This is a genomic window from Streptococcus sp. E29BA (assembly GCF_041807805.1).
Classification (GTDB): domain Bacteria; phylum Bacillota; class Bacilli; order Lactobacillales; family Streptococcaceae; genus Streptococcus; species Streptococcus entericus.
In genome coordinates this window covers 22,972-47,437 of record NZ_JBGTZA010000004.1, presented here as the reverse complement: position 1 = coordinate 47,437, position 24,466 = coordinate 22,972, and the positions used below count along the sequence as shown (strand labels likewise).

Below are 24,466 nucleotides of genomic sequence, written 5' to 3'. Positions count from 1 at the left end.
AAATTTTGAACTGATTTGTCATGACTATATTGTACTTTAAACATACATATTTGTCAATATATAGTTGTGGATAACTTTTAAAGCACAATATATAGTTGTGGATAACTTTTGGGAGGATAATAATGTGGAAAAAAATTGAACGGTTGATAATAGAGAAAAATACAACTATGTACGCAGTCAGTAAGAAGGCTGGTATCGGGCAAAATGTCTTGATTTCTCTAAAAGCAGGACGGACAAAAAGATTGTATTTTGACACTGTTGTCAAGCTCGCTGATGCCCTAGGTGTTAGCACGGAAGAATTCAGATAGAAAGGAGGTGAGGGGGATGAGCAATCGGGTGTTTTACGGAAACAAAAAACCAGCAAGCGCAGTAGAGGGCGATTGCTGGTTCAAGGACAATGAATTAACGGTATTCGAGGATGATTGGGAAAGTTGCGTAGACATCAACAATACCGTCGTGAATAACGCTCAATAATTCATTGCCATCAGCAAAGATCATTTTAGTTACTTCGGCACCTTTGATAGAGATGATTTCTCTACCTTCAGCAGATGGCGTCGAGTATGACACATTTTCGCTTTGCTTAAATTGGACATGGAAATAGTTCGGCTTCATAGTTTCCACCTCCTTTCTCTATTGATTTTGTGTGAATAAAGAGTGTAAAGGTTTACTCACAACATCATCATAGCAGGCGGGTGGTCATCTGTCATCGGTCTGGGGGAGGAAAATATGGACGACATTATTATTGGTTTGGCTGATCAGATTTTGGCTCAGTCGGAAACTTATGGCGAGGCCTTGTTGCTTATCCGGCAGGTTGAGCGAGAGGTTAGATTTAGAGCTTATGAGCATAAGGTGGAGTGATAGCTCTGCTATTTACCAAAAGAAAAAGCGACTGCGGAAACAGTCGCTCAAGAAAAAATACTTACTTAGATTATACCACAGGAGGCTAAAATGGAAAAGGCTTTTGATGGTTTTATTGAGTGGTTAAAGGGAGTTATCCTTGAAACTCTTGATAAACTGGTTCAGCTTCGGCTGATGGAACTTGAGGCAGACGTCTATACGTTGAAAGAGGTCGCTGAGAAATTGAGGATGAGCACTGATACGTTCAGAGCTTATCAGCACGAATATGAGGCTCTGGGTTTTCCTAAAGAGCTTCCGACAAAAAAATGGAAAAAGCTGGCGGTCTTAAACTGGCTAGCTGATAAAAATTAAGACTTCTGGACAAGGTCGAAAAATAAAGGAATAGGAAAATGAAAAAAAATGAAGTTAACACGCCGTCGCGGGTGACGAGGCTTGAGAAGTCTGTCAGGGCGGTTGAGTCGCAGCAAAAGGATGTCGGCTATCGTCTGAAATTGTTAGAAAAGACGACTAGACGACAGGAGACACTTATCGGTTGCTTGCTGGTGATTTGTGGGCTGTCGATACTAGTATCAATGTTGGCAGTTCATCTAGCTTTTCAGTCGGTTGATCGTATGCATCAACTGGATAGGCAATTTGTAGCACTTAGAGACGGTTATCGGGCAGACAGCAAGCGATTGGAGAATTTGCTGAAGTCTATTAACTCAGAATGGAGGTATATCGGTGATTAAGACGAACAAGAAATATGAACTACTTGACAACGACGTCATTTGGTACAAAGGTGTAAAACTATTTAGAATAAAAGCGTTGCGCGATTTTAGCAATGTCAAATCTGGGGAACTAGGGGGCTATTTAGAGAAGGAGGAAAATCTTTCTTCCTTTGGAGACGCATGGGTCTCTGATGACGCACGGGTCTATGGGGACGCACAGGTCTATGGTAACGCACGGGTCTATGGAGACGCACAGGTCTATGGTAACGCACAGGTCTATGGTAACGCACAGGTCTATGGTAACGCACAGGTCTATGGTAACGCACAGGTCTATGGAGACGCATGGGTCTCTGGAGACGCACGGGTCTATGGATACGCATGGGTCTATGGTAACGCATGGGTCTATGGAGACGCTGTGGTATCGTCGTCTAAAGATTATATTGTTTTCAAGAACACTTGGTCCAGTTTACGGTGGTTTACCTACACAACCTCTAACAAAAAGTGGAAGGTTGGTTGCTTCTACGGAACTGGCGAGGAGCTTATTCAAGAAGCATATCAAGACAGTAAGTTGTCTGGCGATTGTTACAAAATGTATGTTGAACTAGTCCAGAAATTAGAGGAGGCCAACAATGATTAAGCAATTTTTACTCAAACAAGCGATTAATTTTGTGTTCAAGTGTCTCAAGGAGAGCAATCTATCCAGCAGAGATAAGTTGCGCTTAGGCGACGCGCTTGGTCAGTTGTTTTGGCAGTTAGAGCAGGACTTGGACGATGGTCGGGGTCTGGTGCTGGAGCAGATGGCGATGTTGTTTGGTCACTATGTAGAGACCGGGGACTTTGAACATCTGGTCGATATTGCTCGGATTTTTGTTTGGGATGGGACGTCTGGGGAGGTGAAAAATGGTACAGAATAAATTATCAGATTTGAATAACCATCTGTTTGCGATGTTGGAACGCTTGGGCGATGAAGAGTTGACTAGCGAAGAGCTAGAAAAAGAAATTGAGCGCAGTAAGGCGGTTGCGAATGTTGCAGGAAAGGTTATTGATACTGGACGTTTGATATTGGATGCCCAAAAAACTGTAGCTGATTATAACGGCAAACGGACGGTCAATTTGGAGCTGTTGAATGGCTAGGCGTTCGTTGGGTTGGAAAGATGAGTATACTGCCTATTTGCGAGACATTATAACAGGACGACTAATACCTGAAGTCACTACTCTCGTCAATGGGAGGTTCGGTACGACGTATAGCAAGGTGCAGATTGCAGGCGTGTGTAAACGGTTAGGACTGAGTTCTGGCAAACATACTCATGGTAGGTCTCTGACTAAGGAGCAACACGAGTTTTTGGTTGCTATTAACAACGGGCGCACGGCTAAGGAAGTAGCAGAACTGCTTAATGCCGAATTTGGTCTGTCTTGGTCTGCCGAGAGAGTAAAGAACTACCGAGGCAACCACAAGCTAAAAAGCGGGCTCACAGGGCAATTTTCCAAGGGGCATGTGCCAGCAAACAAGGGCAAGAAATACCCAGGAATGCGCAATAGTGGTCAGTTTAAGAAAGGAGATAAACCTGCCAGCTACCTGCCGGTTGGCACTATCAACTATACGACTGACGGTTATCCCAAAATTAAGGTGGCAGAGCCTAATGTTTGGGAGTATCTTCATAGGCAGACTTGGGAAAAACACCACGGTCCCGTTCCTAAGGGATATTCGGTGGTGTTCTTGGATGGCGACAAGAGCAACTGGGACATTACAAATCTTGCCTGTTTGAGCAGAAGCGAGGTGGTTCGGATGAACCAGATGCATTTAATTACAGATAATCCTGAGTTAACCAAGGCTGGAATAGGTCTGGTTAAGTTGCAAAACAAGATTAGAGAGGTGAAAAATGGTACAACAGGAATTATTTGAAAGAGACCTTGAGAAGGTTGGTATGTATGGCCAAAAATCCCTAGAAGTAGATGGTTTTAAAGCTCTTATTCGGCGGACTCCTATGGGGCACCTGTGCGGTTACGTTGAAGTTCCTGAGGACCTTTCCGTAGACACAAATTATATCGATTGTCACGGAGGTGTTACCGCTGACCAATCAGACGTTGAGAGTTTTCCGACAACGGGACGTTATATTGGATTTGACTGCGCCCATGCCGGAGACTGGACTCCGTGGCATCAGGAAGGTTTTTACCGAAACTACGAGTTTGTGGTCGGAGAAATCGAGGGCATTGTCCGGCAACTGAAAAATCTTGAGGAGGTAACGAAATGACACAGGCGGAACGAATTAGGGAGTATTACAAATCACACCCAGCTGCCAGTTATGATGAAGTAGCAACAGCTGTCGGTACGACAAACAGCAATGTTAGGGTAAATGTCCACAAGGATAAAAAAGCTGGTCGGTGCGTCAAATTACCCGACGGAACGCTTGATTATTCTATCTCAATCCAACTCAACGAAGAGATTTTAGAATTTATTGAGCGTAAAAATGAAATGCGTTGGGAATGGATTGATATGCTTACGGATGCAGCAAGACGGTCAACTGATCCAAATGAAATGAGACTGCTTATCAAAGAAGCAAACAGATTGATGAAAGAGGTGACGAAATGAGTAAGGAAACATTGTATGAACTGGCGGATAAATTTCAATTTTTATATAACTTTGACTTCCAAGAAGAAGAAAGTGAAGACTGGTTAAAAGCAATGGAAGAAGTTGATGCCGCTATTGAAGAAAAGGCTGACAATATTGCTCGTTTCCAGAAAAACAGGAAAGCTAATATTGAAGCTCGGAAAGCCGAAATCAAGCGTCTTCAAGATTTGAACGAGCGTGACGAGCAGGCCATGGAAAACATGACTTACTATCTAAAGAATGCCATGGAGGTTACTGGTAAGCGAAAATTCAAAACAGATTTATTTAGTTTTTACATCAAAAAAAATCCGTTGTCCTTGGATATTGAGACAGAAAAATATATCGATGATGAGTACTTCAAAATCGAGAAGAAGTTAGATAAACGTAAGCTTCTAACGGATATTAAGGAAGGTTTAGTTGTAGATGGTGTGACAACCATGAGAACAGAAAGTTTGGTGATTCGATGAAAATTAAAAAAGCGACGGAAATTACGAATGCCGATGCCTGCTACCTCATCTATGGAAATCCGGGATTTGGTAAGACATCAACTATCAAGCATATTCCTGGGAAGACGTTAGTTATCAATGTTGATAAATCAGCCAAGGTTCTTGCAGGGGCTGACAATATCGATATCGCAGAAGTTGACACCCATAAGATTTGGGATGAATGGCTAAATACGGTTAAAGAACTTCTGGCAGGTGCTGCCAAGGATTACGATACCATCGTTGTTGACAACGTTTCTGAACTCTTTCGTGCTTGTTTGGCAAATCTGGGACGTGAAGGAAAAAATCATCGTGTGCCTAGTCAGGCAGATTATCAGCGTGTGGACTTCACTATCTTAGACAGTTTACGGGCGCTACTCCAGTTGAAAAAGCGTATCGTCTTCACGGCTTGGGAGACCAGCGACCAGTGGACAGATGAGAACGGCATGATTTACAATCGAGCTATGCCAGATATTAGACAGAAAATCTTGAATAATTTCCTCGGCTTGACTGACGTTGTCGCTCGTTTGGTCAAGAAGACAACAGAGGATGGCGATGAGGTGCTAGGGTTTATCTTACAACCGTCAGCCAGCGTCTATGCTAAGAATCGTCTGGATGACCGAAAGGGGTGTAAAGCGGATGAGCTATTCGCTGAGAAACTACCAGATAGACCTGATTAAGGGTATCAGGGAATCTATGTTGGCAGGACACAGACGTATCATGGTGCAGTCTCCTCCGCGTTCTGGGAAAACGGTGGTCATGGCGACCATTGCCAAACAGGCGACGGATAAGGGGCGTCAGGTACTATTTTTCAGCCACCGCAAAGAAATCAATGAGCAGGTCGCAGAGACTTTTAAGCGGGGTGGTGTGGATCTTTTTAGGGTCACCATCGGGACGGTGGGTAGCTTGGTTAGGAAACTGTCGAAATTACCACCGCCCGACCTGATATTAGTTGACGAAGCTCACCACATCAAGGCTAGCCAATACCAAACAATTTTAAAGTATTTTAGCCAAGCATGCCAGCTCTTCTTTACAGGAACGCCGATACGGTTGGATGGGTCTGGATTTCACGACTTAGCGGAGGATTTGGTAACAGGGAAATCCATTCGCTGGTTGCAGGAATCTGGGAACATCGCCCCCTTTCAATACTATTCTATCAATCTCTTGGATATGGCTAAGCTCAAAAAACGTTCTGGCGAGTTCACCAATAATTCGGTTGACGAGGCCTTGGACTTCAAAACTGTTCACGGCGACTACATCAGTCATTATGAGCGATTAGCCAAAGGGAAACAGGCTATCGTCTATGCCCATAGCGTAGAATACGCTGAGAGGGTCGCTAAGCGATTTTCTGACCATGGCTACCAATCTGCCATAGTATCTGGAAAAACGCCACAGAGCGAACGTGAGAGCTTGATGGAGGCATTTAGGCAAGGGAGGTTGACCATCATGGTAAATGTTAATCTGTTTACTGAAGGAATAGATTTGCCTGGTGTGGATGTCTGCATCATGCTTAGGCCAACAGCTTCCTTATCCCTCTATCTCCAATTTGCTATGCGAGCCCTCAATCCACGAGAAGGTAAAACTGCTATCTTGATTGACCATGTGGGCAACCATCTTCGGCATGGACTGCCTAACGATGACCGTGACTGGTCGCTGGATGGGGTTAAGAAGACCAAGAAAGCAAGTGAGAAATCCCCTGTGACCTGTGACGAGTGTTTTGCGACCTTTTACAGGGAGAAGATGGAAGATGGGAAGTGTCCGTACTGTGGCTTTGAAATGGTCAAAAAGAAAACTATTGAAGACCTTGAGCGGGAAGAAACTGACGGGGAGTTAGTGGAAATCAATCAAGGCATGGAGTTCGTCTGGTTGAATGGCGAACAGGTCGAGGTCAAGAGAGAAGAAGCTGTCGTTTATCGTCGTGTCATGACCTACGGCAGGCAGTACAGTAAATGCCAGAATCTGGCAGAATTAAAAGCATTTCGTCTTATACATGGCTATGCCCCAGGCTGGCTATGGCACAAACAAAAAGAACTAAACATTTGGAGGAATTAACCTATGTCATTATTTTCAGTAAACTACGAAGCAGCAGATCAATTTTCGTCTATTGAGGATGGTACCTATGAGGTATTTGTTTTTTCAGCGGAGCAGGCAGCTAGCCAAGGAGGGACAGACTTTCTAGATATTCGCCTAAAGGTTCGTGATGATTTTACACAGAAATTCCGAAACAATCTTATCTTTGACAAGGTATGGATTAACAAGCAAACCTTGCAATATCCAGAGTGGTCTCTACAACGCTATGCTAAGGCGGTGGGAATTCCTGAAAACGTGGAAGTCCAGTCTATCGAACACTTCCTTGAATTGATTAAGGGGAAAACCTTGAAAGTTACTGTTAAAAATGAGCAGTCAGAGTACAACGGCAAGACCTATGACAATCTCAATATCAAAAAGATGGAGCAGTCAACGCTACCTGCCTATGCTGGACAGGCACAGACCGCGTCTACCCCAGCGATTGATGATTTAGATTTGCCATTTTAACGCTATGCCTGGAATGGTTGATTATGCCCTTCACTACAAAAGGCTAGGATTTTCAGTCGTTCCAATCGATAAGAGCAGTAAGAGAGCTATCACCAAATTTAAGGACAAGACCTTTTCAGAGCACGAGATTCGTCTGCTCTGGAAAGACCGTCCGGATGCTAATATCGCTGTGAGAACGACAGATTTCTTTGTCATTGATATTGACGTGAAGGAGGATGTGAATGGCTACGATTCTCTGAGAGACTGGGAGTTAGCCAAGTACATACCGCCAACACTTTGTGCGACGACACCCAGCGGGGGCAGGCACATTTACTTGAAGAAGCCTCCTGAGGTAACCATCAACCAGGACATCAAAGTTCGTCCTGGAATTGATATCAAGGGCAATCCAAATAATTATGTTTTAGTTGCTCCAAGCAATAATCCCAAAGGTAAGTACCAATGGGACAAGTCGGTGGAAGAGATGGCGGTTGCACCAAATGAGATTGTGGCGATTTTACAGGCAGAGAAGCCAACACGGTCGATGAACTTTACCACCAATTATCAACAAGGCGAATTTTCGAGTAAAACCGCCAAACTCTTTGAGCAAATCGTCTTTGGTCTTGGGGATAAGGGCGGTCGAAACAATGCTCTGGCGAGTTTTGTTGGCGGTCTCTTGGTTCGTGGTGTAGACGAAGAGGCGGCTTATCTTTTGGCGAAGATAGCTAATCATTACACGCCTAGTCCTCTACCACAAGCAGAGGTAGATGCGACATTTGAAAGTATGCTTAGAAAGGAGTTGGATAGACGAGGTGGCTCTGGATATACAGAAAATTAAAGCGGAATATAATAATGTGATTCCTCACCCTGCGGTGACGGAAAAACCGTCAGACTGGCGAGAAATTCGGCTGGCTTGTCGGTCTTACAGGGAGAATTGGCTGGAACAAGCTCAGTGGAAGGAAACTCAGTACGGAACGAGAGAACAGCGTGAGAATCCACCAACAAGGCTCAATGAACTAGCAGTCGCTAATGGAATGGAGCAGATTTTGCACATTGTCAGTCTGCCTAATGAGAGGGTGGCAGTTTACGACCCTGACAAGGGCTATTACCACAAAGATCCTAGTTTTGCTTATCGTGTTATCAGGTTATTAGAACCGCATTTCAATGAGGCTAAAGCCAAGAACGTTCTCTTCATGTTGTCAGCAACTGCTAAAAAACATCAGTATGATGGTTTCTCTTGTGATTTCCCTGTGGGAGAGTTTAAAGATCCCAAGCGGTTCATCTTAGTTAAAAATGGGATTTACGACAAGAAAGAGCGGTCTTTGCGAGGCTTTACCCATCAATTCGTGGCGTTTTCGACCATAGGGACGGAATACGATAAATTCGCTAAATCTCCTGACCTCAACGGCTGGAATGTGGATGACTGGCTCTTGGATTTGATGAGTGGCGATGAGGAGCTGGTTACCCTTTTATGGCAGGTTATTTCTGCCAGTCTGAACGGGAATTACTCTTATCGAAAATCAATCTGGTTTGTCGGTGAGGGGAACGACGGTAAGGGAACCGTGCAGCAGTTGATTACCAATCTGGTTGGTATCAAGAATATTGCCAGTCTCAAGCTTAATCAGTTTTCGGAGCGGTTTGCCTTATCAATGATCGAGGGAAAAACTGTTATCATCGGAGATGATGTGCAGGCTGGTGTCTATGTGGATGAATCGTCAAACTTTAATAGCGTGGTGACGGGTGAGCCTGTCTTGGTCGAAGAAAAGAACAAGCAACCTTACACGACGATTTTTAAGAAGACTGTAATCCAGTCAACTAACGAACTGCCACGATTTAAGAATAAGACTAACGGGACTTATCGGCGGTTTACGATTATTCCCTTTAAAAAGACTTTTTCCAGCAAAGAGGACAATTGGGATATCAAAGATAACTACATCTACCGTGAAGATGTGCTTGAGTATGTACTGAAACGTGCTCTGGAGATGGATTTTGACCGCTTCATCGAACCCAAAGCCTCGCTGGAGGCCTTGGAGGAGTTTAAGGAATCCAATGACACAGTCAAAGCCTTTGTCAATGAATGGTTTCCACGCTTTGAATCGACCCGCCTGCCTAGTCGGTTTTTGTGGTGGTTGTATCAGGAGTGGTGCAAGGACGAGGGAGTGACCAAATTAACCAAACGGAAGTTTGAAAATCAATTGGCTAAGACTCTTCCAGTTGAATGGAATAAAAAACGTATGCGACCGACGGCACGATTTATACCTTCTGTTGATGTTCCAAAACATTATATCGGCTTTGCTTGGGGAGATGATGAAGCGAATGAGACAACAATGTGCTTTGTGAAACATTAAATGTTAACGTTGTCTGTTGTGTTAACGTTTGGAATCAAGAACGTTAACATGAATTAAACCTTATATATCAAGGGTTTGCGCTAAAATGTTACCGTGTTAACTTTCTTATCTATAGAAATAATAAAAAATAATAAATAAATAATATATATAAAGAGAGAACCTAAGTGTAACGTTAACTTTTGCGCTGTTTTGTGGTCTAAACCCTTGATACGACTAGGTTTGTGATGTTAACGTTGGCAAAATCAAGAACGGTAACATTTGGGAGGAATATGGAATCAGAACATAAAATACAAAATGATATTCGTGTTGGATTGACGGAGCATGGGTGCTTAGTATTCCGTGCCAACGTCGGAAAGGTCCGCATGGCTGATGGCCGCTGGTTTGACACAGGATTGCCGAAAGGTTTTTCAGACCTGTTCGGATTCCGGCCAGATGGACGGATATTTTTCATCGAAGTTAAAAATAAAACAGGTCGTCTTAGACCTGAGCAGGAAAAATTTTTAGAAAGGATGCGCCAAAACGGAGCGTTGGCAGGTGTTGCCCGTTCTGTAAATGATGCGATGGATATTATTAGATGGCATACACAGTAACGTTATATTTTGACAATATGGTCGATGAGACCCATTATTTTAAGAAAGAGGGGGAGGCTGCCAAGTGCAAAAGTGACCTTGAACGCAAATACCGTGGCCAGCGGTTGTATAAAGTGAGAATGGAGAAGGAAGATGAATAAACAAGAACTAAAAGAGCAAGTCTCAAGCCTGCCGTCTGAATTGATTTTCAAGAAAGTCATGGTCAACAAAGACAGCGTACTCGGACTGATTGACCGGCTGGACGAACCACAGAAAGTCACAGTTCCGAAGGTGGCTATTGATTATTATGAAAAATATAAAAATCAGATTTCTGGTTTTGACGAGTGGTTTGGTGACTTCTACGATTCTGGGTTCCTAGAGGAGTTCCCAGAGGGAGAAAAATTGGCGGAGTGGTTGTATGACAATACCAACGAGATAAACAATCAACGTGAACTGGCTTTAGCTAACCTCATTGTCAATGGGCCGTCTGCGGTTGAGGTGGAGCCAGAGAAGCTGTATACGGTGGAGATACCTGACCCACATAATGGAGTGTGGAGATACACCACTCTTGTGAGGTTAGAGCATAAAAAGATTCGTATTGTGATGGTAGATGACCCTCTTTGGAAACATAGTATAGCCCACCAATTAACGGAAGATGAAATCCGCAAGGACTTTGACTGGGCGTGGAATGCTGGGTTTGCGAAGGAGGTGCAGTGATGTATAGCGATGGAGAGTTGATTTGCCCGAACTGTTACCGCATTTGCCAAGATGAAGTTTGGCGTTGTAAAGACAATCATGTGGCAGACGATAGCGCTTATTGTTCTGAGCATTGTTTGCATGATTCGCTGTTTATAGTTTCCGAAGATATCGACAGAGCTTTGGAAGAGTTTAGAAAACGTGAGGAGGAGTAGATGAGACCTAAGAAACACCCCTACAACCGCCCCTTGTGGGAGCTGTACGAAGACATCCGTTATAGCGGCTCAGGTGAAATCATCAGAGTTCGCTACTACGAAAACAGGTTGACAGGCGAAAGGAGATAGGACATTGAGCAAGAAAGTCGTCGTAACCTTAACTGAGTCTCAGATTGTCGAGCTTGATGCACTAAGCAAATTTACAGGATGTTATACCAGGGCTGGTGCACTTCGTCATGCACTTGAGGAACAACTAAAAAAATTGAGCACAAACAAAACATTTGGAAATTACTTGGTGGATGAATGGAAACAGAAAAGAGCGAAAAAATGACCAACAAAGAATCCAGAATTGATGGAGGATAACAAGGGATGAAACTTGATGACATAATCAACAAACTAAGAGAAGAGATTGCTGAAAAAGACAGTCTAAATTTCAGTGTAGCTGATGAACGTGTACTGTCGTTCATATCAGTTTACAGGCATGGAATTGAGCCGTACAGGACGATAGCTAAAGAATGGCTTATCAGATTTGCTATAAACAATGGTTTTGTAAGAAACAAGCGGGAGGTGATAGTATGAAGTAATTGACAAACCTAATCAAGGTGGGCGATGAAGCCCCAGAATTTTTGAAGAAAAGAGGAAGCTAATATGAAAAAATTGAAGTTATTGGCATTGGCGCTAGGCCTATCAGCTCTGTTGGCTGGTTGCCGTGAAAGTGATCGGGTTTCTTATAATCTGTCGAAAGAGGCTGACAATTTTAACGTAGTCAGAAAAATCACTATTATCAACGCCATTAAAGGCGAAGTTTTGTATCAAGTGACTGGTAAAATGTCCATCGAGCAAGGCGAAAATCAGCTTGTCATCATTGCAGAAGATGATAAAGGTGAGTATAAAAAGCATTTCATAGGATTATCAGACAACGTGACTTATGTTGTCGAGGACATTACAGGCAAAGGTGTCAGCAATACGAAGTACACGCTTATTTTTAACCCGGAAATGATTATCCCTATTGATGCCAAATTGGCTGATTAAGCAAAGGAGGAAAAAAATGAATTATAAAGTAACAGTAGATGGCAGAGAAATTGAGTACGGTGCGTTGGTTACGGCATCCAGGTTCTCTGAAAAAGAGTGGAGTGCAATTTATCACGAAATTGTTAAGGAAAATCAGCCAGAACTCTATGCAGAGCATAAAGCAAATGATTTGTTGATTGAAACGATGGGTCAGCTCATTTGCTTAGAGGAGAGGTATGAGGCTTTACTTGAATTACTACCACAAGAGCAGTTTAGTTACTCTGGAACTCACCCAAAATGGGTCGCAGATGCAGTAAATGAAAATACGCTAGATAAAGAGACGACGCTAGACGATGTTTCAGATATGATGGAGCGGTGCGAAGATTTCGAGGAACTGAAAAAAGAATTGGTAGAGTATTTTGATTTAGAAGTAGGAGATTATTAAGAATGAACACAGCTATTGTTATTGCAGCTATTGTAGGGGCCGCGCTATTTCTGAACGTGGCCATGATTGGGTTTATCCTGTTGAAGATGATGAATAAGGTCGATTCTGAAAATAAAAAAACAAAGAGGTCAAGATGAGCCTGAACAAATGAAAGTATGAGAAGACAATAAAAAAGCCAGCAACGCTGACTCTTTGGATATAATCTCTTAACTATATTATATCATAAGGAGGGCGAGAAATGGCGAAAGATAAGACATCAGCCCATTATTTGTTGGAGGAATTGCGGATTATCCCGAAGTTGATTGCCGAGTTACGAGCTGATATCGAGGCTACTCGGAGCTCTGTCTTGAGCTCTCCGAAGTGGTCTGATATGAAAGTTCAAGGCGGTCTGAAATTGTCTCAGGAGGACAAGAACGTTGAGGTTGTCGATGTTACCGACTACAACACTAAGCAGATTGAGAATTTACTCAAACGACGGCAGGAAATCATTGACTTGCTGATGACCTTGCCAGACATGCTCCAGAGGCACGTCCTGATTACAACCTACGTCAACTGCCAGACCTTCGACGAGGCTATCGATAGGCTCGAAATGAACCGCAACAACTACTACATGCTGAAGCGCAAAGGCGTAGACAGTCTGAATCTAGTACTAAATCGTACTGAATCGGTACAAAATAATACTGGAACAGTACAAAATAATACTCAAAAATACTGATAGAAGTGGTATTATGGTATTATCAAGAAATAAGGGTAAGGCAGTAAACCTTACCTGACAAGGAGAGTTGGTCGAGGGGTTAAGACGGCAGTCTGTAAAACTGCTCTCACAAGAGGTCGCAGGTTCGATTCCGGCCGTTCCTGTAAACAGACCGACATAGATGTCGGGCAGAAGTCACTCACTGAGTGGCTTTTTTTATTTTGATTGGAGGTGATGGAAAATCGATATAAGGGAAAAGAAGTTTGTTGATGAGTACATCATCACTGGTGAGGAGTACACCGCTGCGATAAAAGCAGGTTATGCAGAGAGTACTGCTAAATCTGATGCTTATTTTTGGATTAATCCCGAAACCAAGAAAAACCAAGATGAAAAAAAGCGTAAGAAATTCAAACAAGAATCTTATGATTACTATGTCAAAAGAATGGCAGAGCTGGAAAAACAAAAAATCGCCAAGGCTGATGAGGTGTTGCAGGTGTTCACAGCGATTTTGAGGCAGGAGTTGACTGAGGAAGTGATTCAGCTGGATCCCACTAGCAGGCAGTTTATCAAAACCCAGAAAAAGCCATCTATTGCGGAAGTTATCAAGGCCGGTAGCGAACTGATGAAACGCTATCCGTTGGCTCTGGAAACGGAGAAATTAGGTCTTGAGATTGAGAAGCTTAGGGCTCAAGTGCTCGGCTCGGATGACGAAGAAGCTCATATGGCAGAATACTTTGAACGATTGCAGGAGGTTCTAGGAGATGACGAAGGGGAAATACACCCAGAAACAGATTAGCATACTAAAGCGAGCGGTATCTCGTGATTGGTACATGATGATTAACCACGGAGCGGTGCGGGCTGGTAAGACTAAGCTCAATAACGTTCTTTTTCTGATGGAGCTGTTGCGAGTCAAAAAGAATGCTGCGCTTGATGGTGTTGACAAGCCAATGTATATTTTGGGTGCTGTATCATCAGGAACCTTACAGACCAACATCTTGCGTGAAATCACAAATGACTACGGGCACGAGTTCAAGTTTGACCGTCACGGCAATTTCACATTATTTGATGTTTATGTGGTCACGACGTTCACGGGTTCTATTGTCGGTCTCAGAGCGATTCGGGGGATGACAGCCTATGGGGCTTACATCAATGAGGCTTCCTTGGCCAATAAAGAGGTTTTTGATGAAATCAAGAAGCGGTGTTCAGGGCGCGGGGCAAGAATTATCTGTGATACCAACCCAGACCATCCCAAGCACTGGCTGAAAGTGGATTACATTGACAAGGCGGACGGTGAGACGATTGTTTCAAATCATTTTACAATTTTTGATAACAACTTTTTGGGAAAGGGCTATGTTGATAACTTGATAGCGACGACGCCTAGCGGGATGTTTACAGAGCGAGGTATCTATGGGCGCTGGGTTATCGGCGAGGGAGCTGTTTATCGTGATTTCAGTGAGGATTGTTATCTCCTAGCTGAGAAAGTGCCGACTGACGACATTGTTGCATATTTTGCTGGTGTTGACTGGGGGTATGACCACCACGGGGCGATTGTGATTTGCGGAAAGACCGCAGACGGTAGGGTCTATCTGTTAGAAGAAGTGGCTAGACAGTATCAAGAAATTGATTTCTGGGTAGAAGTCGCTAAAGATATGAAACAGCGCTACCCTAGATTGAAGTTTTGGGCGGATAGTGCGAGACCTGAGCATGTTGCGAGATTTCAGCGCGAGGGGCTGAATTGCCACAACGCAGATAAATCTGTTCTGTCAGGTATTGAGCAAGTGGCTAAGCTGATGAAGCAGAACTGCTTTTTTGTGGTGGCAGACAAGGTCACAAAGTTCAAAGATGAGATTTATCAGTATGTTTGGAATGAGAAAAGCGGTATGCCTCAAAAACACGATGACGATGTGCTAGATGCTCTGCGATATGCGATTTATTCTCAGGTCGCTGTTCGGGATTGGTTGATTTAGAAAGGAGGAGATATGCTACAAACAGAGAATATATACGACCTGTCAGCGCGTATTAAGCGCTTGGTCAATGCGGATAGGTATAGTCCTGCTAAGTCTGCTATGCGCCAAGCCATGGCTTATTACAAGGGCAGGCATGATATTTACGACTATAGGCTCTATTATTTTGACAATAACGACCGTCTTCAAGAAGAAAAGTACCGAAGTAATACCAAGATTGCTCACGGCTTTTTCACGGAGCTAGTTGATCAAAAGGTACAGTATTTGTTGTCTAATCCTGTTGAGGTGACGACCCAACAAGAGGGTCTGCAGGAGTATTTGGACGATTATCTGGACGAGGACTTCCAGCTGATGTTGCAGGAGTTGGTAGAAGGGGCTAGTCAGAAGGCAGTCGAGTATGCTTTTTGGCGTTTGGATGCGTCTGGTCGCTTGGTTTTTCGGTCGGCGGATGCCCTTAGCTTTATCCCTATCTATGATGACAATGCCCAGATGGTGCAGGCTATCTACTATGTGGACGATGAGATTGTCAAAAGTGGTCAGAAAAAATCGGTGATTCGCATCCAGTTCTGGACAGAGGAGCAGGTTTTCTATTTCATCTACCTTGACGACAAGGTTGAGCTTGACACGGATGTTGCGGTCAATCCTGCCTATCATCGTCTGGTCAAAAATGAGAAGACAGGTGAGGTTTTAGGCAAAGGCTATGGCCGCTTGCCGTTTTTTGTGCTTGAAAATAACCGTCAGAAGACGACAGACTTGTTGCCGATTAAAGATTTGATAGATGATTATGACTTGATGGCTTGTGCCTTGTCTAATAATTTGATTGACTTTGACCACCCCATCTATGCAGTCAGGGGGTACAATGGCGATAATCTGGATAAGTTGACGATAAACCTGAAGACGAGAAAGACGGTCGGCGTTAGCGACGCTGGTGGTATCGATGTAAAGACTGTAGATATTCCCATCGAAGCTCGCAAAGAAAAGCTATTGATTGACAAAGAAGCTATCTATAAATTTGGCATGGGCTTTGATAGTTCGCAGGTTGGTGATGGCAATGTGACCAATGTGGTCATCAAGTCGCGGTATAGTCTACTGGACCTCAAGTGCAACAAGATTGAAATTCGGTTGCGCAAACTCATCAAGCAGATGGTCGAGTTGATTGTCGAGAACATCAATGTCTTACACGACAAGTCTTACGACACGTCGGATATTGAGATTGCCATTGTCCGTGATGTCATGGCTAACGAGGTGGATAATGCCAATATGGCGAAGACGGAAGCTGACACTAAGCAGGTGGCGGTTCAGACCATTTTGGACGCTTCCAGTAAACTAGACCAGCGGACGGTACTGAATTTGCTTGCTGAGGTGCTTGAAATTGATCCTGACGAGGTTGAGAAGGCTCTTGAGGAGGAAGGGTATACCAGCGATTTTGCCAAAGAGACGGAGGTAGAGGATGGCGCTGAACCAGTACCAGAAGGAAATCGAGAAGCTCTTGACCTTGGAGGAGAAGCGGGTCAATAGGGCAGTTTTTGACCTCTATGTGACTACAGTAAAGGACATCAAACGGTCCTTGCTCTTGGAGTATCGGGCAGTCGAGAAATTGTCACGGTCGCAGAGGATGGACTTGTTACGCATGCAGGCGCTCCTAGACACCATAGAAAGCCGTGCTCAGGCCTTAGAGAAGGGTCTAGGTGTTGTTATACCAGACCACCTAAAAAGAAGCGGAGAGCTGGCTTATAATGGCTTATTTTACGAGTATGAGAGCACTCATGGTCGGTTAGACTTTGCTTTGCTCAACGAAGAAGCTCTCAAAACCATCATCGAGACACCTGTAGCCGGATTTCGTCTATCCGAACGGCTAGAAGGCAATGTTGAAGACTTGCGAAATAACATTAATAACGAGCTGACGCGGTCGTTTTTGCATGGGGATAGCTACCAGAAGGCAGCTAAAAGGCTGTCTTTGGTTGGACAGGCATCCTACCAAAGGGCGATGAGGATAGTCCGAACAGAAGCTGGCAGAGTATCAGCAGTCAGTCGTCAGCGGTCGCAGACTTACGCTCAAGAGCTGGGCGTTGAGTTTGAAAAAGTCTGGATGGCAGTGCTTGACAAGAAAACACGGCACAATCACGGTCGACTAGATGGGCAAAAGGTGGCGCCTGATGAGTATTTCACCTCGCCCAGTGGCAAGAAAGCTCTGCAACCTCACATGTTTGGGGTAGCGAGTGAGGACATCAACTGTCGTTGTAGGACGATTTCACGCTTGAAAGGCGATGATACACCTCTCTCACGCCGTGACAATGAGACGGGTGAGGTTGGCGAGTGGAAGAATTATCAGGAGTGGGCAGAGAGCAAGGGTTACGCGAAGAAACCGAAGCCTCAACCTGATATGCCTGAGTTGCCTAAGGGTATCCGCTGGAACCCTGATACAGGACAGTTTGAAATCAAGGGAGGTGCTGGGGTCAAGACAACAGCTGAAGTCATTAAACGCTTGGAAGAGGCGAAAGTTAAGAACGGCGACGGATTTAGTCAAAAGGCTAATAAGTTTTTGGATTGGTTGAAAAACTCTATTTTTGATAAACCGATTGAACAAAATCAAAAAGAATTGTATAATAGATTTAAGTTTGATAGAAAATATTCAGCAGTAGAATTGACTAAAAAGTTACATTCCGAGTTTGGTATGACAGTTAGCGAAACAAGCAGGACTAGATTGCCTCAACTCGCTTTGGAGCAAACTTATTCTATTCTAAAATCTTTTGAGAACATTTACGATATGTTGCCCGAAAAAATTCCGAGAGTTCGAGCAATACCTAAAACAAAAGCAGGAGATGCTATCGCTTGGTATTCACGATATGCAAGTTCGAATACTCCAATTGAATTTGGAATCAATGTCAGCAAGTTCCTGAATGCAGATATTTTGAAAGCTACGGTCGAATATAATATAAAATCAGGATGGTTTTCTAAAAATAGTTCTCCAGATCACATTATGATTCATGAGTTTGGACATCATATTGATTTTCAGTTGTCAAAACTGATGTCAAAACAATTTTCAGATGACGTTTTTAGAGAACTGGAAAAATCAAATCCTGACAAATATAGAGTTTCAGAAGTTGGTAAATTGACGGGTGGATATGCTCATGAATATTACAAACAGAAACGTAGCAATACAGAAACATTTGCTGAATTATTTGCTGAAGCCTACGGTGAAACACCAAGGAAAATTGCAGATGATTTCAGAGAGGTTTTTGAAAGAAAAGCGAAAGAGGTACTAAAGAATGCTAACCGCACCTAAAGGATATAAATATTGGATAGATGGGGATTATGGAACTGAATTAAGTTCTGATGCCCCCGATTGGGCAGTCGAAGAGTTTCGCAACTACCAGAAGATGATGTCGAACTCAGGGATTTCAGATGATAACGGCGTTGCTATACACTATTAATCGCTTCGACTATGTTTTTTCAGAAAGGAGTTAGAACATGTCAAAAGACGACTATTTTGTGATTGTGTACGAGGTACTGAAATACCTCTATACCCGATTGAAGCAGGGCAAGCGCCCAGATGTTGAACAACTGACAGCGACTTTTTACCTGATTCCTGAAAGTTACTGGGGCTATATTATTGCCAGTTTGGTCGATGAAGGCTACATCACGGGCGTTTCTCTGGTGCAGACGGTGGAGGGGCGTCAGATTGACGACATGTCAGGCGTCGCGATTACACCGAAAGGGATTCAATATCTGTTCGATAATCGGTTGTTTGAGAAAGCTAAAAAGACCTTGAAAGATATTGGAAATCAAGGTATGATGTTTTAGATTAGCACCCCAGCGGTGCTTTTTTGCTACTCAAAATTACTTGAAACTACTTAATTTTACTTAACACAGGAGAAAAAAATGAATAAACGGATTAAGAAGAAATGCTTGTTAGCAGAGTTACAGCGAGCTAACAACCTGCAACAAGAGGTCATTGAATACTACGGCAACCAGCTAGCTCAGGTCAAGCGAGAGATGGCAGAATTGCGGGCGATTGTGGAGCAGAACGCTGAGGCTGTCAACAACCGCTTTGACCTGCTAAACAAAGCCGTCGAACAATGGCTAGAGCAGTCCAAGCAGGAGATAGAGGAGATTCAGTTGCGTGCCAACCTTGCTGAAGCTGACTTGCTTGAGCGTTTAGAGGGCTTGCTTCAAGTAGTCTATTCACAGAATGTGGAGGCTACGAGTTTTCGCTTTGACCAGTTGGAGGCTGAAAATAAATCGATGCGAGTTGATTTAGATAAGGCAATTATCGAGTTTAGAAAAAACAAGAAAAAAGGTCTGTTTGGCCGTAAATAAGGAGAAAAGCAATGAAATATCGCAAGAAGCCAGTTATGATCGAAGCTATTCAATTCAATGGTGCGAACTATGAAGAAATCAGAGAGTTTATTGGTCAAGATACCTTGTGCTCAACTTTGAGTATTGTCATTCCTACTCTTGAAGGGAATGTCGTAGCTCAAAAAGGCGATTACATAATCAAAGGTGTCAGAGGGGAGTGCTATCCTTGCAAACCTGATATTTTCACAGAAACATATGAACGAGTAGATTAGGAGGTGGTCACTCATCTTGACAGCAGGAAAGACTGCTATAAACTACTTTAAATTACTTTAAACTGGTCGAAACTGACCAGTTTTCTTTTTGCCCTGTCGAATGGCGTTAAACTAGGCATAGCTAGGGTCTGGGGGCTATATCCTGGGCACTCCCAGCCGGAGAGAGCCCGGCATAAAAACATCTATGGAGGTACAACCGATGGAATGGTTGAAAACAATTATTGAGAAGCACACAACGGACGGGGCTACTGATGTTGAAGCGGTCATGAACGCAGTCAATACAGAATTTCCCAAGCACGCAGTGACCAAGGCAGTCTACAATGAGCAGGCTGATAAGTTGAAGGCTGCCAATGAGACGCTTGAGACCCTCAAGAAGTCCAATAAGGACAATGAGTCTTTGCAGGCTGAACTGAAATCCTACAAAGAAAAGGTAGTGCAACTGGAAACAGAAGCTAAGGAAACAGCCAAAAAGCAATCAATTAAGGATGCTCTAACAGCTGCAAAGGCGACCGATGTGGACTATCTCATGTATAAGCTGGGCGAAGTAGAGGTCGGCGAGGACGGTCAAATCAAGGATTTAGACAATAAAATCAAGGACTTACAAGCGAATTTACCGCAATTCTTCGAGTCGGCAGTTGGTGCAAAACAGACAGACGGCTATAAGTCTCTAGGAGGAGCTGACCTTGGCAAAGGCAAACAACCAGAGGCGCAAGATGTGGCTACCGTCATTTCTAACAAGGACGTGAATCTGACACAGTTCCTTGAACAACAAACAAAAGGAGTATAAGACAAAATGACAAAAGATGTTACTAAAATTTTAGATGTGATTACCCCGGAGATTTACAATACCTACATGCAACAGTATACGGCTGAGAAGTCTCTGATTGTTAATTCTGGGGTAGCTATTGCGGACGAGCGTGTTTCTAAGATGATTACAGCTGGGAATACCTTGGTCAATATGCCGTTTTGGAATGACCTTTCTGGTGATGATGAGGTACTAGGGGATGACGTAGAACTTGGTACTGGCAAAATCACAGCTGGCAAAGATGTCGCTGCGGTGATGTATCGTGGGCGTGGCTGGGCAGTCAATGAGCTGTCTGCAGTGATGTCTGGTGACGACCCAATGCGTGCTCTCTTGAGTCGTATCGGTGACTACTGGCTCCGTCAAGAGCAGAAAGTCTTGCTGTCTGTGCTGAAAGGTCTCTTTGCGTCTGGTGGTGCTTTAGCAAGCACTCACCTACTGAATATCGCTTCTAAGCCTATCACGGCTAAAGAAGTATTGAATGCTAAGCAATTGCTGGGGGATGCCGCAGATAAAATCAAGGTGATTGTGATGCACTCTGCTGTCTATACCAAGCTGCAACAAGACAACTTGATTGTCTATATCCAGCCTACGGATGCGACAATCAATATTCCAACTTATCTGGGTTACCGTGTCATTGTAGACGACAGCAACGCTCCAGCAGGTCAAGAGTACACGACTTACTTGTTGGCAAAAGGGGCGTTTGGTCGCAATACAGGAACGCCTAATCGACTGACAACTTTTGAAACCAACCGTGTAGCTGCTAAAGGCATTGACGAAGTGTATACTCGCCGAGCCTTTGTCTTCCATCCGTACGGCGTGAAGTTCACAGACACGACTGTTACAGGCAATACGCCATCTAACACTGAGCTGGCAACAGCCAATAACTGGTCTAAGGTTTACCAAGACAAAAACATCGGTATTGTGGCCATTCGTCACAAACTGGGTTCTGACGACGTTTAAGGGGGGAGAGGTATGACTAAGTACATCACTATTGACACGTTTACAGACACGCAAGACGAGGGTGTGAGCTACCCAATCGGGGCGCTCTACCCTCGTGAGGGCTATGAACCAAGTGAAGAACGCATCAGGGCACTTGAGACTGGAGATAACGCTAAAGGGATTGCTCTGATTAAGGCGATTACCGAGCTACCTGCTAAGTCTTCTGGTGCCGAGGTAGCTGAAGAGGTCGAGAAGCCTAAAAAGACGACAAAGCGGACGAAAAAAGCCGATGATGCAGCTGTTGTAGAGGAGTGAAGAACTCCTCTTTTCTTATCGAGGAGGTGAGACATGATTTCATTACAAGAAGCTCAGGCGTTAAACCCAAATGCCAGTCAGGCGATGTGCGACGGGCTAGAAGTCATGGTGCGCCGATTGACCAACAATAACTTTCAAGCGCCAGCCTTTCGCTTGTCCGGATTGACGCTGGAAAACGGAACGGCCAAGGGGCTATCTGGTCGGTCGGATATCTTTCGAGTCGGCGATAGAGTCGAGATTAACGGCACGGATTTCAACGATGGTCTCTACACGGTCACAGAAGCCTCTGACGGCGTTTTACGTTTGGATAAGGGATTTATACCAGAAACGTCAAAAAGCGCCATTCTGACCAAAATAGACTACCCTACGGACGTGATGGAAGGGGTCAAGAAGCTGTTAGCTTATGATGCCAAGATGGGGGATAAAATCGGGGTCAAATCCGAGAGTGTTGCCAGGTGGTCAGTAACCTACTATGACATGACTTCATCAGAGAGCAAGGAAGGTTATCCTACTGTCCTGCTGGGCTTTTTGGACAAGTATAGGAAGATTCGGTGGTCGTGATGATTGAACTGGAAATCTTGTCCTATCAGAAGCAGGGAAAGAACAAGTTAGGTCAGGCGGTCTATGATTTGGTTGAAGCCGGTAAGGTCAAGGGTTATCTGGACATGTTATCAGGCAACGAAACGGACCGTGCAACAGCCTTGTCAACGAGTACCCATATCTTTCTGACTAAAGAGATGATTACCGTGACCAATAAAGACCGTTTACGTTACGGTTCGCAGGTCTACGAGGTGACTTTTGTGGACAATCCTGTCAATCTGGGGCACCATTTGGAAATTTATCTGAAGGTGGTGTCCTGATGGAGTTTGTTGACAACAGCGCTAAAGCTAAGGCGTTGATTGAGAAAAAGGCGATTCAAGCCTTGATTAAGGCCTGCAAGCTGGTCGAGGGTCAGGCGGTGGCGCTTGCTCCTGCTAAAAGCGGAGCTTTGCGAGACAGTATCGCCTACAAAGTTGATGAAGCGACTTTGATTGGTTACGTCGGCACCAACGTCGAGTACGCCATTTATATGGAGTTCGGAACGGGTGAGTTTGCAGAGAAAGGCGATGGACGAAAAGGAGGCTGGGTTTATAAAGCACCGGATGGGAAGTGGTATTTCACTTATGGTAATAAGCCTAAGCCGTATCTACGTCCTGCTTTTCGGCGAAACAAAAAGCGTATCCGAGCCATCTTAGAAGACGCTTTGCGTGAGATTGGAGATTAGACATGGAGAATGTGATTGCAACCTTGACTGAGTTGTTTGAGGGGATTGTTCCTGAGAGTCATTTTTTATCAAATCCTAGCGCTGATGTGCTGTATCCTTATCTGGTCTTCTCCTATGAGGCGGAACAACGCGAATGGGGGCAAGACGGCGCTTATATCGATGTGGATATATTCGACAATCGGGGCGAAAACCAAGAACGGATTGAGTTCTTGCTTGGTCAATTGAAACGTGAATTAGAACACAAGGCGGTCATGGCGGAAGATTTCTACCTACGCCTGCGCTATGAGGGGTCTAATCCCCTTGATACTTTATCGGATGTGTTGCAACGGCGGCATGCCCGTTTTTATGTAACGATAGATTGGAGAAGGGAATATGAATAAAGCTGTCAAAAAGACAGGGTATGCAAAGAGCACTCCTCAGAGTTTTATTGTCAATGCTGGGGCAATTTATAAAAATTTAAAATGGAACAGCGAATCAAGCCAGTGGGAAGGAGAGCGTTTTGGCGCAACAGCTGGCGGTAATAAATTGGTTGTTGAGCAAGAATACCGTACCATCGAAATTGACGGCGTCTTTACGGCTGCGGTTGGTCAGAAGGTGTTAAAAAGCCAGACGGCTAAGTTGGAGGTCAACGCCAAGGAGTTGACCGCTGAAAATCTGCGTATGGCAATCAACGGTGTGGTAACAAGTGGTGACGGTTCTACTGCACCCACAGATTATAAGGTTTTGTCTGCTAAAGGCAAGTTGGAAAAAACAGACTATATCAAGAACCTTGGTCTGGTGGGGACGGTGTCAGGGACTGATAAGCCTATCATCATTATCTTAGACAACGCCTTGTGTACGTCTGGCCTTGAGTTTGAGACCAAGGACAATGAAGAGGCGGTGGTGACCATGACCTTTGAAGCGCATGCCAGTGAAGACCAAATCGAAGACTTGACCTTGCCATGTCGGATTTACTTCCCACCTGTAGCAAGCGAGGAGGTGTAGAGAATGGCTGACAAGTTGACGATGCGTGAGCTAAACGGTGGCGATATTTTCACTATGCTAGCTATCTTGGGCAAGTTGGATATCAAGGATGAGGTGGTGGAACTTTTGGAGCGTCAGTACGGTTCTGGTAACACGTTGCCTACCCTGAACGACCATAAGAAAAAGAAAGCGACCAAAGCGGAGCAGGAAGCGCAGGAACAGGCTATCGAGTTGCGCGGTATGCGTGTCCTGACTGACATCGGTTTTGCGATTTTGCGCCATGTTGGCGATGTTAAGAATGACACCAATACTTTTCTGGCTGATTTAACAGGAGTGAGGCGAAAAGAAATTGAAGGTCTATCTATGCTTGCTTACACGGCTTTGTTGGTTGATTTTGCGAAAAAACCAGAGCTAAAGGATTTTTTCCAATCTATTGCTTCTGTCTTGGGCTAGACCTCAACCAGCTCAAGGATATTCTCTTTAGACGATACGGAAATCCAG

Annotated in this window: 44 protein-coding genes; 43 read left to right on the top strand and 1 reads right to left on the bottom strand. The window is 44.2% G+C overall.

The window, feature by feature from the left end:
* Positions 1-122 precede the first annotated feature (122 nt).
* Positions 123-308 carry a helix-turn-helix domain-containing protein gene (locus ACERC8_RS01535; protein ID WP_373658146.1) on the top strand — a complete coding sequence of 62 codons (186 nt, stop codon included), beginning with the start codon at positions 123-125 and terminating at the stop codon, positions 306-308.
* A gap of 94 nt (positions 309-402) precedes the next feature.
* Here the strand turns inward: ACERC8_RS01535 and ACERC8_RS01530 are convergent, their stop codons facing one another.
* On the bottom strand, positions 403-612 hold the full coding sequence (locus ACERC8_RS01530) for a hypothetical protein (RefSeq protein ID WP_373658145.1): 210 nt from the start codon (positions 610-612) through the stop codon (positions 403-405).
* Positions 613-726: 114 nt separating this feature from the next.
* On the opposite strand from ACERC8_RS01530, the gene ACERC8_RS01525 reads away from it, so the two are divergent.
* The 42 genes from ACERC8_RS01525 to ACERC8_RS01320 all read left to right on the top strand — a co-directional run bounded on the left by ACERC8_RS01525 (position 727) and on the right by ACERC8_RS01320 (position 24,418).
* Positions 727-858 (top strand): hypothetical protein, encoded by a 132-nt coding sequence (locus ACERC8_RS01525; RefSeq protein ID WP_373658144.1) that lies wholly within the window; start codon positions 727-729, stop codon positions 856-858.
* Positions 859-948: 90 nt separating this feature from the next.
* On the top strand, positions 949-1,209 hold the full coding sequence (locus ACERC8_RS01520; RefSeq protein ID WP_373658143.1) for a hypothetical protein: 261 nt from the start codon (positions 949-951) through the stop codon (positions 1,207-1,209).
* Positions 1,210-1,247: 38 nt separating this feature from the next.
* Positions 1,248-1,586: a hypothetical protein gene (locus ACERC8_RS01515; protein ID WP_373658142.1), complete on the top strand. Its 339-nt coding sequence runs from the start codon at positions 1,248-1,250 to the stop codon at positions 1,584-1,586.
* The gene (locus tag ACERC8_RS01510) at positions 1,579-2,202 is read left to right on the top strand and encodes a polymer-forming cytoskeletal protein (protein WP_373658141.1); all 624 of its coding nucleotides are present in this window, start codon (positions 1,579-1,581) and stop codon (positions 2,200-2,202) included. The genes ACERC8_RS01515 and ACERC8_RS01510 overlap by 8 nt, the downstream gene beginning before the upstream one ends.
* On the top strand, positions 2,195-2,479 hold the full coding sequence (locus ACERC8_RS01505; protein ID WP_373658140.1) for a hypothetical protein: 285 nt from the start codon (positions 2,195-2,197) through the stop codon (positions 2,477-2,479). Before ACERC8_RS01510 ends, ACERC8_RS01505 begins: the two co-directional genes overlap by 8 nt.
* Positions 2,466-2,699, top strand: coding sequence for a hypothetical protein (locus tag ACERC8_RS01500; RefSeq protein WP_373658139.1), 234 nt, complete (start codon positions 2,466-2,468; stop codon positions 2,697-2,699). The genes ACERC8_RS01505 and ACERC8_RS01500 overlap by 14 nt, the downstream gene beginning before the upstream one ends.
* Positions 2,692-3,468: an HNH endonuclease signature motif containing protein gene (locus tag ACERC8_RS01495; protein WP_373658138.1), complete on the top strand. Its 777-nt coding sequence runs from the start codon at positions 2,692-2,694 to the stop codon at positions 3,466-3,468. The genes ACERC8_RS01500 and ACERC8_RS01495 overlap by 8 nt, the downstream gene beginning before the upstream one ends.
* Positions 3,446-3,817, top strand: a complete 372-nt coding sequence (locus ACERC8_RS01490) for a hypothetical protein (RefSeq protein ID WP_373658137.1) — start codon at positions 3,446-3,448, stop codon at positions 3,815-3,817. The genes ACERC8_RS01495 and ACERC8_RS01490 overlap by 23 nt, the downstream gene beginning before the upstream one ends.
* Positions 3,814-4,155 carry a hypothetical protein gene (locus tag ACERC8_RS01485; RefSeq protein ID WP_373658136.1) on the top strand — a complete coding sequence of 114 codons (342 nt, stop codon included), beginning with the start codon at positions 3,814-3,816 and terminating at the stop codon, positions 4,153-4,155. The genes ACERC8_RS01490 and ACERC8_RS01485 overlap by 4 nt, the downstream gene beginning before the upstream one ends.
* Positions 4,152-4,640: a siphovirus Gp157 family protein gene (locus tag ACERC8_RS01480; RefSeq protein WP_373658135.1), complete on the top strand. Its 489-nt coding sequence runs from the start codon at positions 4,152-4,154 to the stop codon at positions 4,638-4,640. The genes ACERC8_RS01485 and ACERC8_RS01480 overlap by 4 nt, the downstream gene beginning before the upstream one ends.
* Positions 4,637-5,335, top strand: a complete 699-nt coding sequence (locus ACERC8_RS01475) for an AAA family ATPase (protein WP_373658134.1) — start codon at positions 4,637-4,639, stop codon at positions 5,333-5,335. The genes ACERC8_RS01480 and ACERC8_RS01475 overlap by 4 nt, the downstream gene beginning before the upstream one ends.
* Positions 5,295-6,707, top strand: coding sequence for a DEAD/DEAH box helicase (locus tag ACERC8_RS01470; RefSeq protein ID WP_373658133.1), 1,413 nt, complete (start codon positions 5,295-5,297; stop codon positions 6,705-6,707). The genes ACERC8_RS01475 and ACERC8_RS01470 overlap by 41 nt, the downstream gene beginning before the upstream one ends.
* A 3-nt stretch (positions 6,708-6,710) precedes the next feature.
* Positions 6,711-7,190, top strand: coding sequence for a DUF669 domain-containing protein (locus ACERC8_RS01465; protein ID WP_373658132.1), 480 nt, complete (start codon positions 6,711-6,713; stop codon positions 7,188-7,190).
* 4 nt (positions 7,191-7,194) lie between these two features.
* Positions 7,195-8,004 (top strand): bifunctional DNA primase/polymerase, encoded by an 810-nt coding sequence (locus ACERC8_RS01460; protein WP_373658131.1) that lies wholly within the window; start codon positions 7,195-7,197, stop codon positions 8,002-8,004.
* A complete protein-coding gene (locus ACERC8_RS01455; RefSeq protein ID WP_373658130.1) occupies positions 7,934-9,514 on the top strand; it encodes a phage/plasmid primase, P4 family in 1,581 nt (526 codons plus the stop codon). Before ACERC8_RS01460 ends, ACERC8_RS01455 begins: the two co-directional genes overlap by 71 nt.
* 269 nt (positions 9,515-9,783) lie before the next feature.
* Positions 9,784-10,104 carry a VRR-NUC domain-containing protein gene (locus ACERC8_RS01450; protein WP_373658129.1) on the top strand — a complete coding sequence of 107 codons (321 nt, stop codon included), beginning with the start codon at positions 9,784-9,786 and terminating at the stop codon, positions 10,102-10,104.
* On the top strand, positions 10,089-10,244 hold the full coding sequence (locus tag ACERC8_RS01445; RefSeq protein ID WP_373658128.1) for a hypothetical protein: 156 nt from the start codon (positions 10,089-10,091) through the stop codon (positions 10,242-10,244). The genes ACERC8_RS01450 and ACERC8_RS01445 overlap by 16 nt, the downstream gene beginning before the upstream one ends.
* Positions 10,237-10,800 carry a DUF1642 domain-containing protein gene (locus ACERC8_RS01440; protein ID WP_373658127.1) on the top strand — a complete coding sequence of 188 codons (564 nt, stop codon included), beginning with the start codon at positions 10,237-10,239 and terminating at the stop codon, positions 10,798-10,800. Before ACERC8_RS01445 ends, ACERC8_RS01440 begins: the two co-directional genes overlap by 8 nt.
* Entirely contained in the window at positions 10,800-10,994 is a 195-nt protein-coding gene (locus ACERC8_RS01435) for a hypothetical protein (RefSeq protein ID WP_373658126.1), read from the top strand. Before ACERC8_RS01440 ends, ACERC8_RS01435 begins: the two co-directional genes overlap by 1 nt.
* Entirely contained in the window at positions 10,995-11,123 is a 129-nt protein-coding gene (locus ACERC8_RS01430) for a hypothetical protein (protein WP_373658125.1), read from the top strand.
* 4 nt (positions 11,124-11,127) lie between these two features.
* Complete coding sequence (locus ACERC8_RS01425) at positions 11,128-11,325, top strand: hypothetical protein (RefSeq protein ID WP_373658124.1); 198 nt, start codon at positions 11,128-11,130, stop codon at positions 11,323-11,325.
* A 38-nt stretch (positions 11,326-11,363) separates the two neighbouring features.
* Entirely contained in the window at positions 11,364-11,573 is a 210-nt protein-coding gene (locus ACERC8_RS01420) for a hypothetical protein (protein ID WP_373658123.1), read from the top strand.
* A gap of 69 nt (positions 11,574-11,642) precedes the next feature.
* A complete protein-coding gene (locus ACERC8_RS01415) occupies positions 11,643-12,026 on the top strand; it encodes a hypothetical protein (RefSeq protein WP_373658122.1) in 384 nt (127 codons plus the stop codon).
* A 16-nt stretch (positions 12,027-12,042) separates the two neighbouring features.
* Complete coding sequence (locus ACERC8_RS01410) at positions 12,043-12,450, top strand: hypothetical protein (RefSeq protein ID WP_373658121.1); 408 nt, start codon at positions 12,043-12,045, stop codon at positions 12,448-12,450.
* A gap of 2 nt (positions 12,451-12,452) precedes the next feature.
* Positions 12,453-12,587 carry a hypothetical protein gene (locus tag ACERC8_RS01405; protein WP_373658120.1) on the top strand — a complete coding sequence of 45 codons (135 nt, stop codon included), beginning with the start codon at positions 12,453-12,455 and terminating at the stop codon, positions 12,585-12,587.
* A 101-nt stretch (positions 12,588-12,688) separates the two neighbouring features.
* Positions 12,689-13,165 (top strand): DUF1492 domain-containing protein, encoded by a 477-nt coding sequence (locus tag ACERC8_RS01400; protein ID WP_373658119.1) that lies wholly within the window; start codon positions 12,689-12,691, stop codon positions 13,163-13,165.
* A gap of 220 nt (positions 13,166-13,385) precedes the next feature.
* Positions 13,386-13,940, top strand: coding sequence for a terminase small subunit (locus ACERC8_RS01395; protein ID WP_373658180.1), 555 nt, complete (start codon positions 13,386-13,388; stop codon positions 13,938-13,940).
* Complete coding sequence (locus ACERC8_RS01390) at positions 13,906-15,111, top strand: PBSX family phage terminase large subunit (protein ID WP_373658118.1); 1,206 nt, start codon at positions 13,906-13,908, stop codon at positions 15,109-15,111. Before ACERC8_RS01395 ends, ACERC8_RS01390 begins: the two co-directional genes overlap by 35 nt.
* A 12-nt stretch (positions 15,112-15,123) precedes the next feature.
* Positions 15,124-16,626: a phage portal protein gene (locus tag ACERC8_RS01385; protein WP_373658117.1), complete on the top strand. Its 1,503-nt coding sequence runs from the start codon at positions 15,124-15,126 to the stop codon at positions 16,624-16,626.
* Complete coding sequence (locus ACERC8_RS01380; protein WP_373658116.1) at positions 16,559-18,394, top strand: phage minor head protein; 1,836 nt, start codon at positions 16,559-16,561, stop codon at positions 18,392-18,394. Before ACERC8_RS01385 ends, ACERC8_RS01380 begins: the two co-directional genes overlap by 68 nt.
* 185 nt (positions 18,395-18,579) lie before the next feature.
* Positions 18,580-18,912, top strand: coding sequence for a YjcQ family protein (locus ACERC8_RS01375; protein ID WP_373658115.1), 333 nt, complete (start codon positions 18,580-18,582; stop codon positions 18,910-18,912).
* 78 nt (positions 18,913-18,990) lie between these two features.
* Entirely contained in the window at positions 18,991-19,428 is a 438-nt protein-coding gene (locus ACERC8_RS01370; protein ID WP_373658114.1) for a hypothetical protein, read from the top strand.
* A gap of 11 nt (positions 19,429-19,439) precedes the next feature.
* Positions 19,440-19,679, top strand: a complete 240-nt coding sequence (locus ACERC8_RS01365) for a hypothetical protein (RefSeq protein WP_373658113.1) — start codon at positions 19,440-19,442, stop codon at positions 19,677-19,679.
* A gap of 199 nt (positions 19,680-19,878) precedes the next feature.
* Positions 19,879-20,466: a phage scaffolding protein gene (locus tag ACERC8_RS01360; protein WP_373658112.1), complete on the top strand. Its 588-nt coding sequence runs from the start codon at positions 19,879-19,881 to the stop codon at positions 20,464-20,466.
* Between the two features lie 6 nt (positions 20,467-20,472).
* Positions 20,473-21,444 carry a major capsid protein gene (locus ACERC8_RS01355; RefSeq protein WP_373658111.1) on the top strand — a complete coding sequence of 324 codons (972 nt, stop codon included), beginning with the start codon at positions 20,473-20,475 and terminating at the stop codon, positions 21,442-21,444.
* A gap of 12 nt (positions 21,445-21,456) precedes the next feature.
* Complete coding sequence (locus tag ACERC8_RS01350) at positions 21,457-21,738, top strand: hypothetical protein (protein ID WP_373658110.1); 282 nt, start codon at positions 21,457-21,459, stop codon at positions 21,736-21,738.
* 33 nt (positions 21,739-21,771) lie between these two features.
* Complete coding sequence (locus ACERC8_RS01345; protein WP_373658109.1) at positions 21,772-22,299, top strand: hypothetical protein; 528 nt, start codon at positions 21,772-21,774, stop codon at positions 22,297-22,299.
* Positions 22,299-22,598, top strand: coding sequence for a phage head closure protein (locus ACERC8_RS01340; protein ID WP_373658108.1), 300 nt, complete (start codon positions 22,299-22,301; stop codon positions 22,596-22,598). The genes ACERC8_RS01345 and ACERC8_RS01340 overlap by 1 nt, the downstream gene beginning before the upstream one ends.
* On the top strand, positions 22,598-23,002 hold the full coding sequence (locus ACERC8_RS01335) for an HK97-gp10 family putative phage morphogenesis protein (RefSeq protein ID WP_373658107.1): 405 nt from the start codon (positions 22,598-22,600) through the stop codon (positions 23,000-23,002). The genes ACERC8_RS01340 and ACERC8_RS01335 overlap by 1 nt, the downstream gene beginning before the upstream one ends.
* Before the next feature lie 2 nt (positions 23,003-23,004).
* Positions 23,005-23,382 carry a hypothetical protein gene (locus tag ACERC8_RS01330; RefSeq protein WP_373658106.1) on the top strand — a complete coding sequence of 126 codons (378 nt, stop codon included), beginning with the start codon at positions 23,005-23,007 and terminating at the stop codon, positions 23,380-23,382.
* Positions 23,375-23,986 (top strand): hypothetical protein, encoded by a 612-nt coding sequence (locus tag ACERC8_RS01325; protein WP_373658105.1) that lies wholly within the window; start codon positions 23,375-23,377, stop codon positions 23,984-23,986. Before ACERC8_RS01330 ends, ACERC8_RS01325 begins: the two co-directional genes overlap by 8 nt.
* A 3-nt stretch (positions 23,987-23,989) precedes the next feature.
* Positions 23,990-24,418: a hypothetical protein gene (locus tag ACERC8_RS01320; RefSeq protein ID WP_373658104.1), complete on the top strand. Its 429-nt coding sequence runs from the start codon at positions 23,990-23,992 to the stop codon at positions 24,416-24,418.
* Positions 24,419-24,466 lie beyond the last annotated feature (48 nt).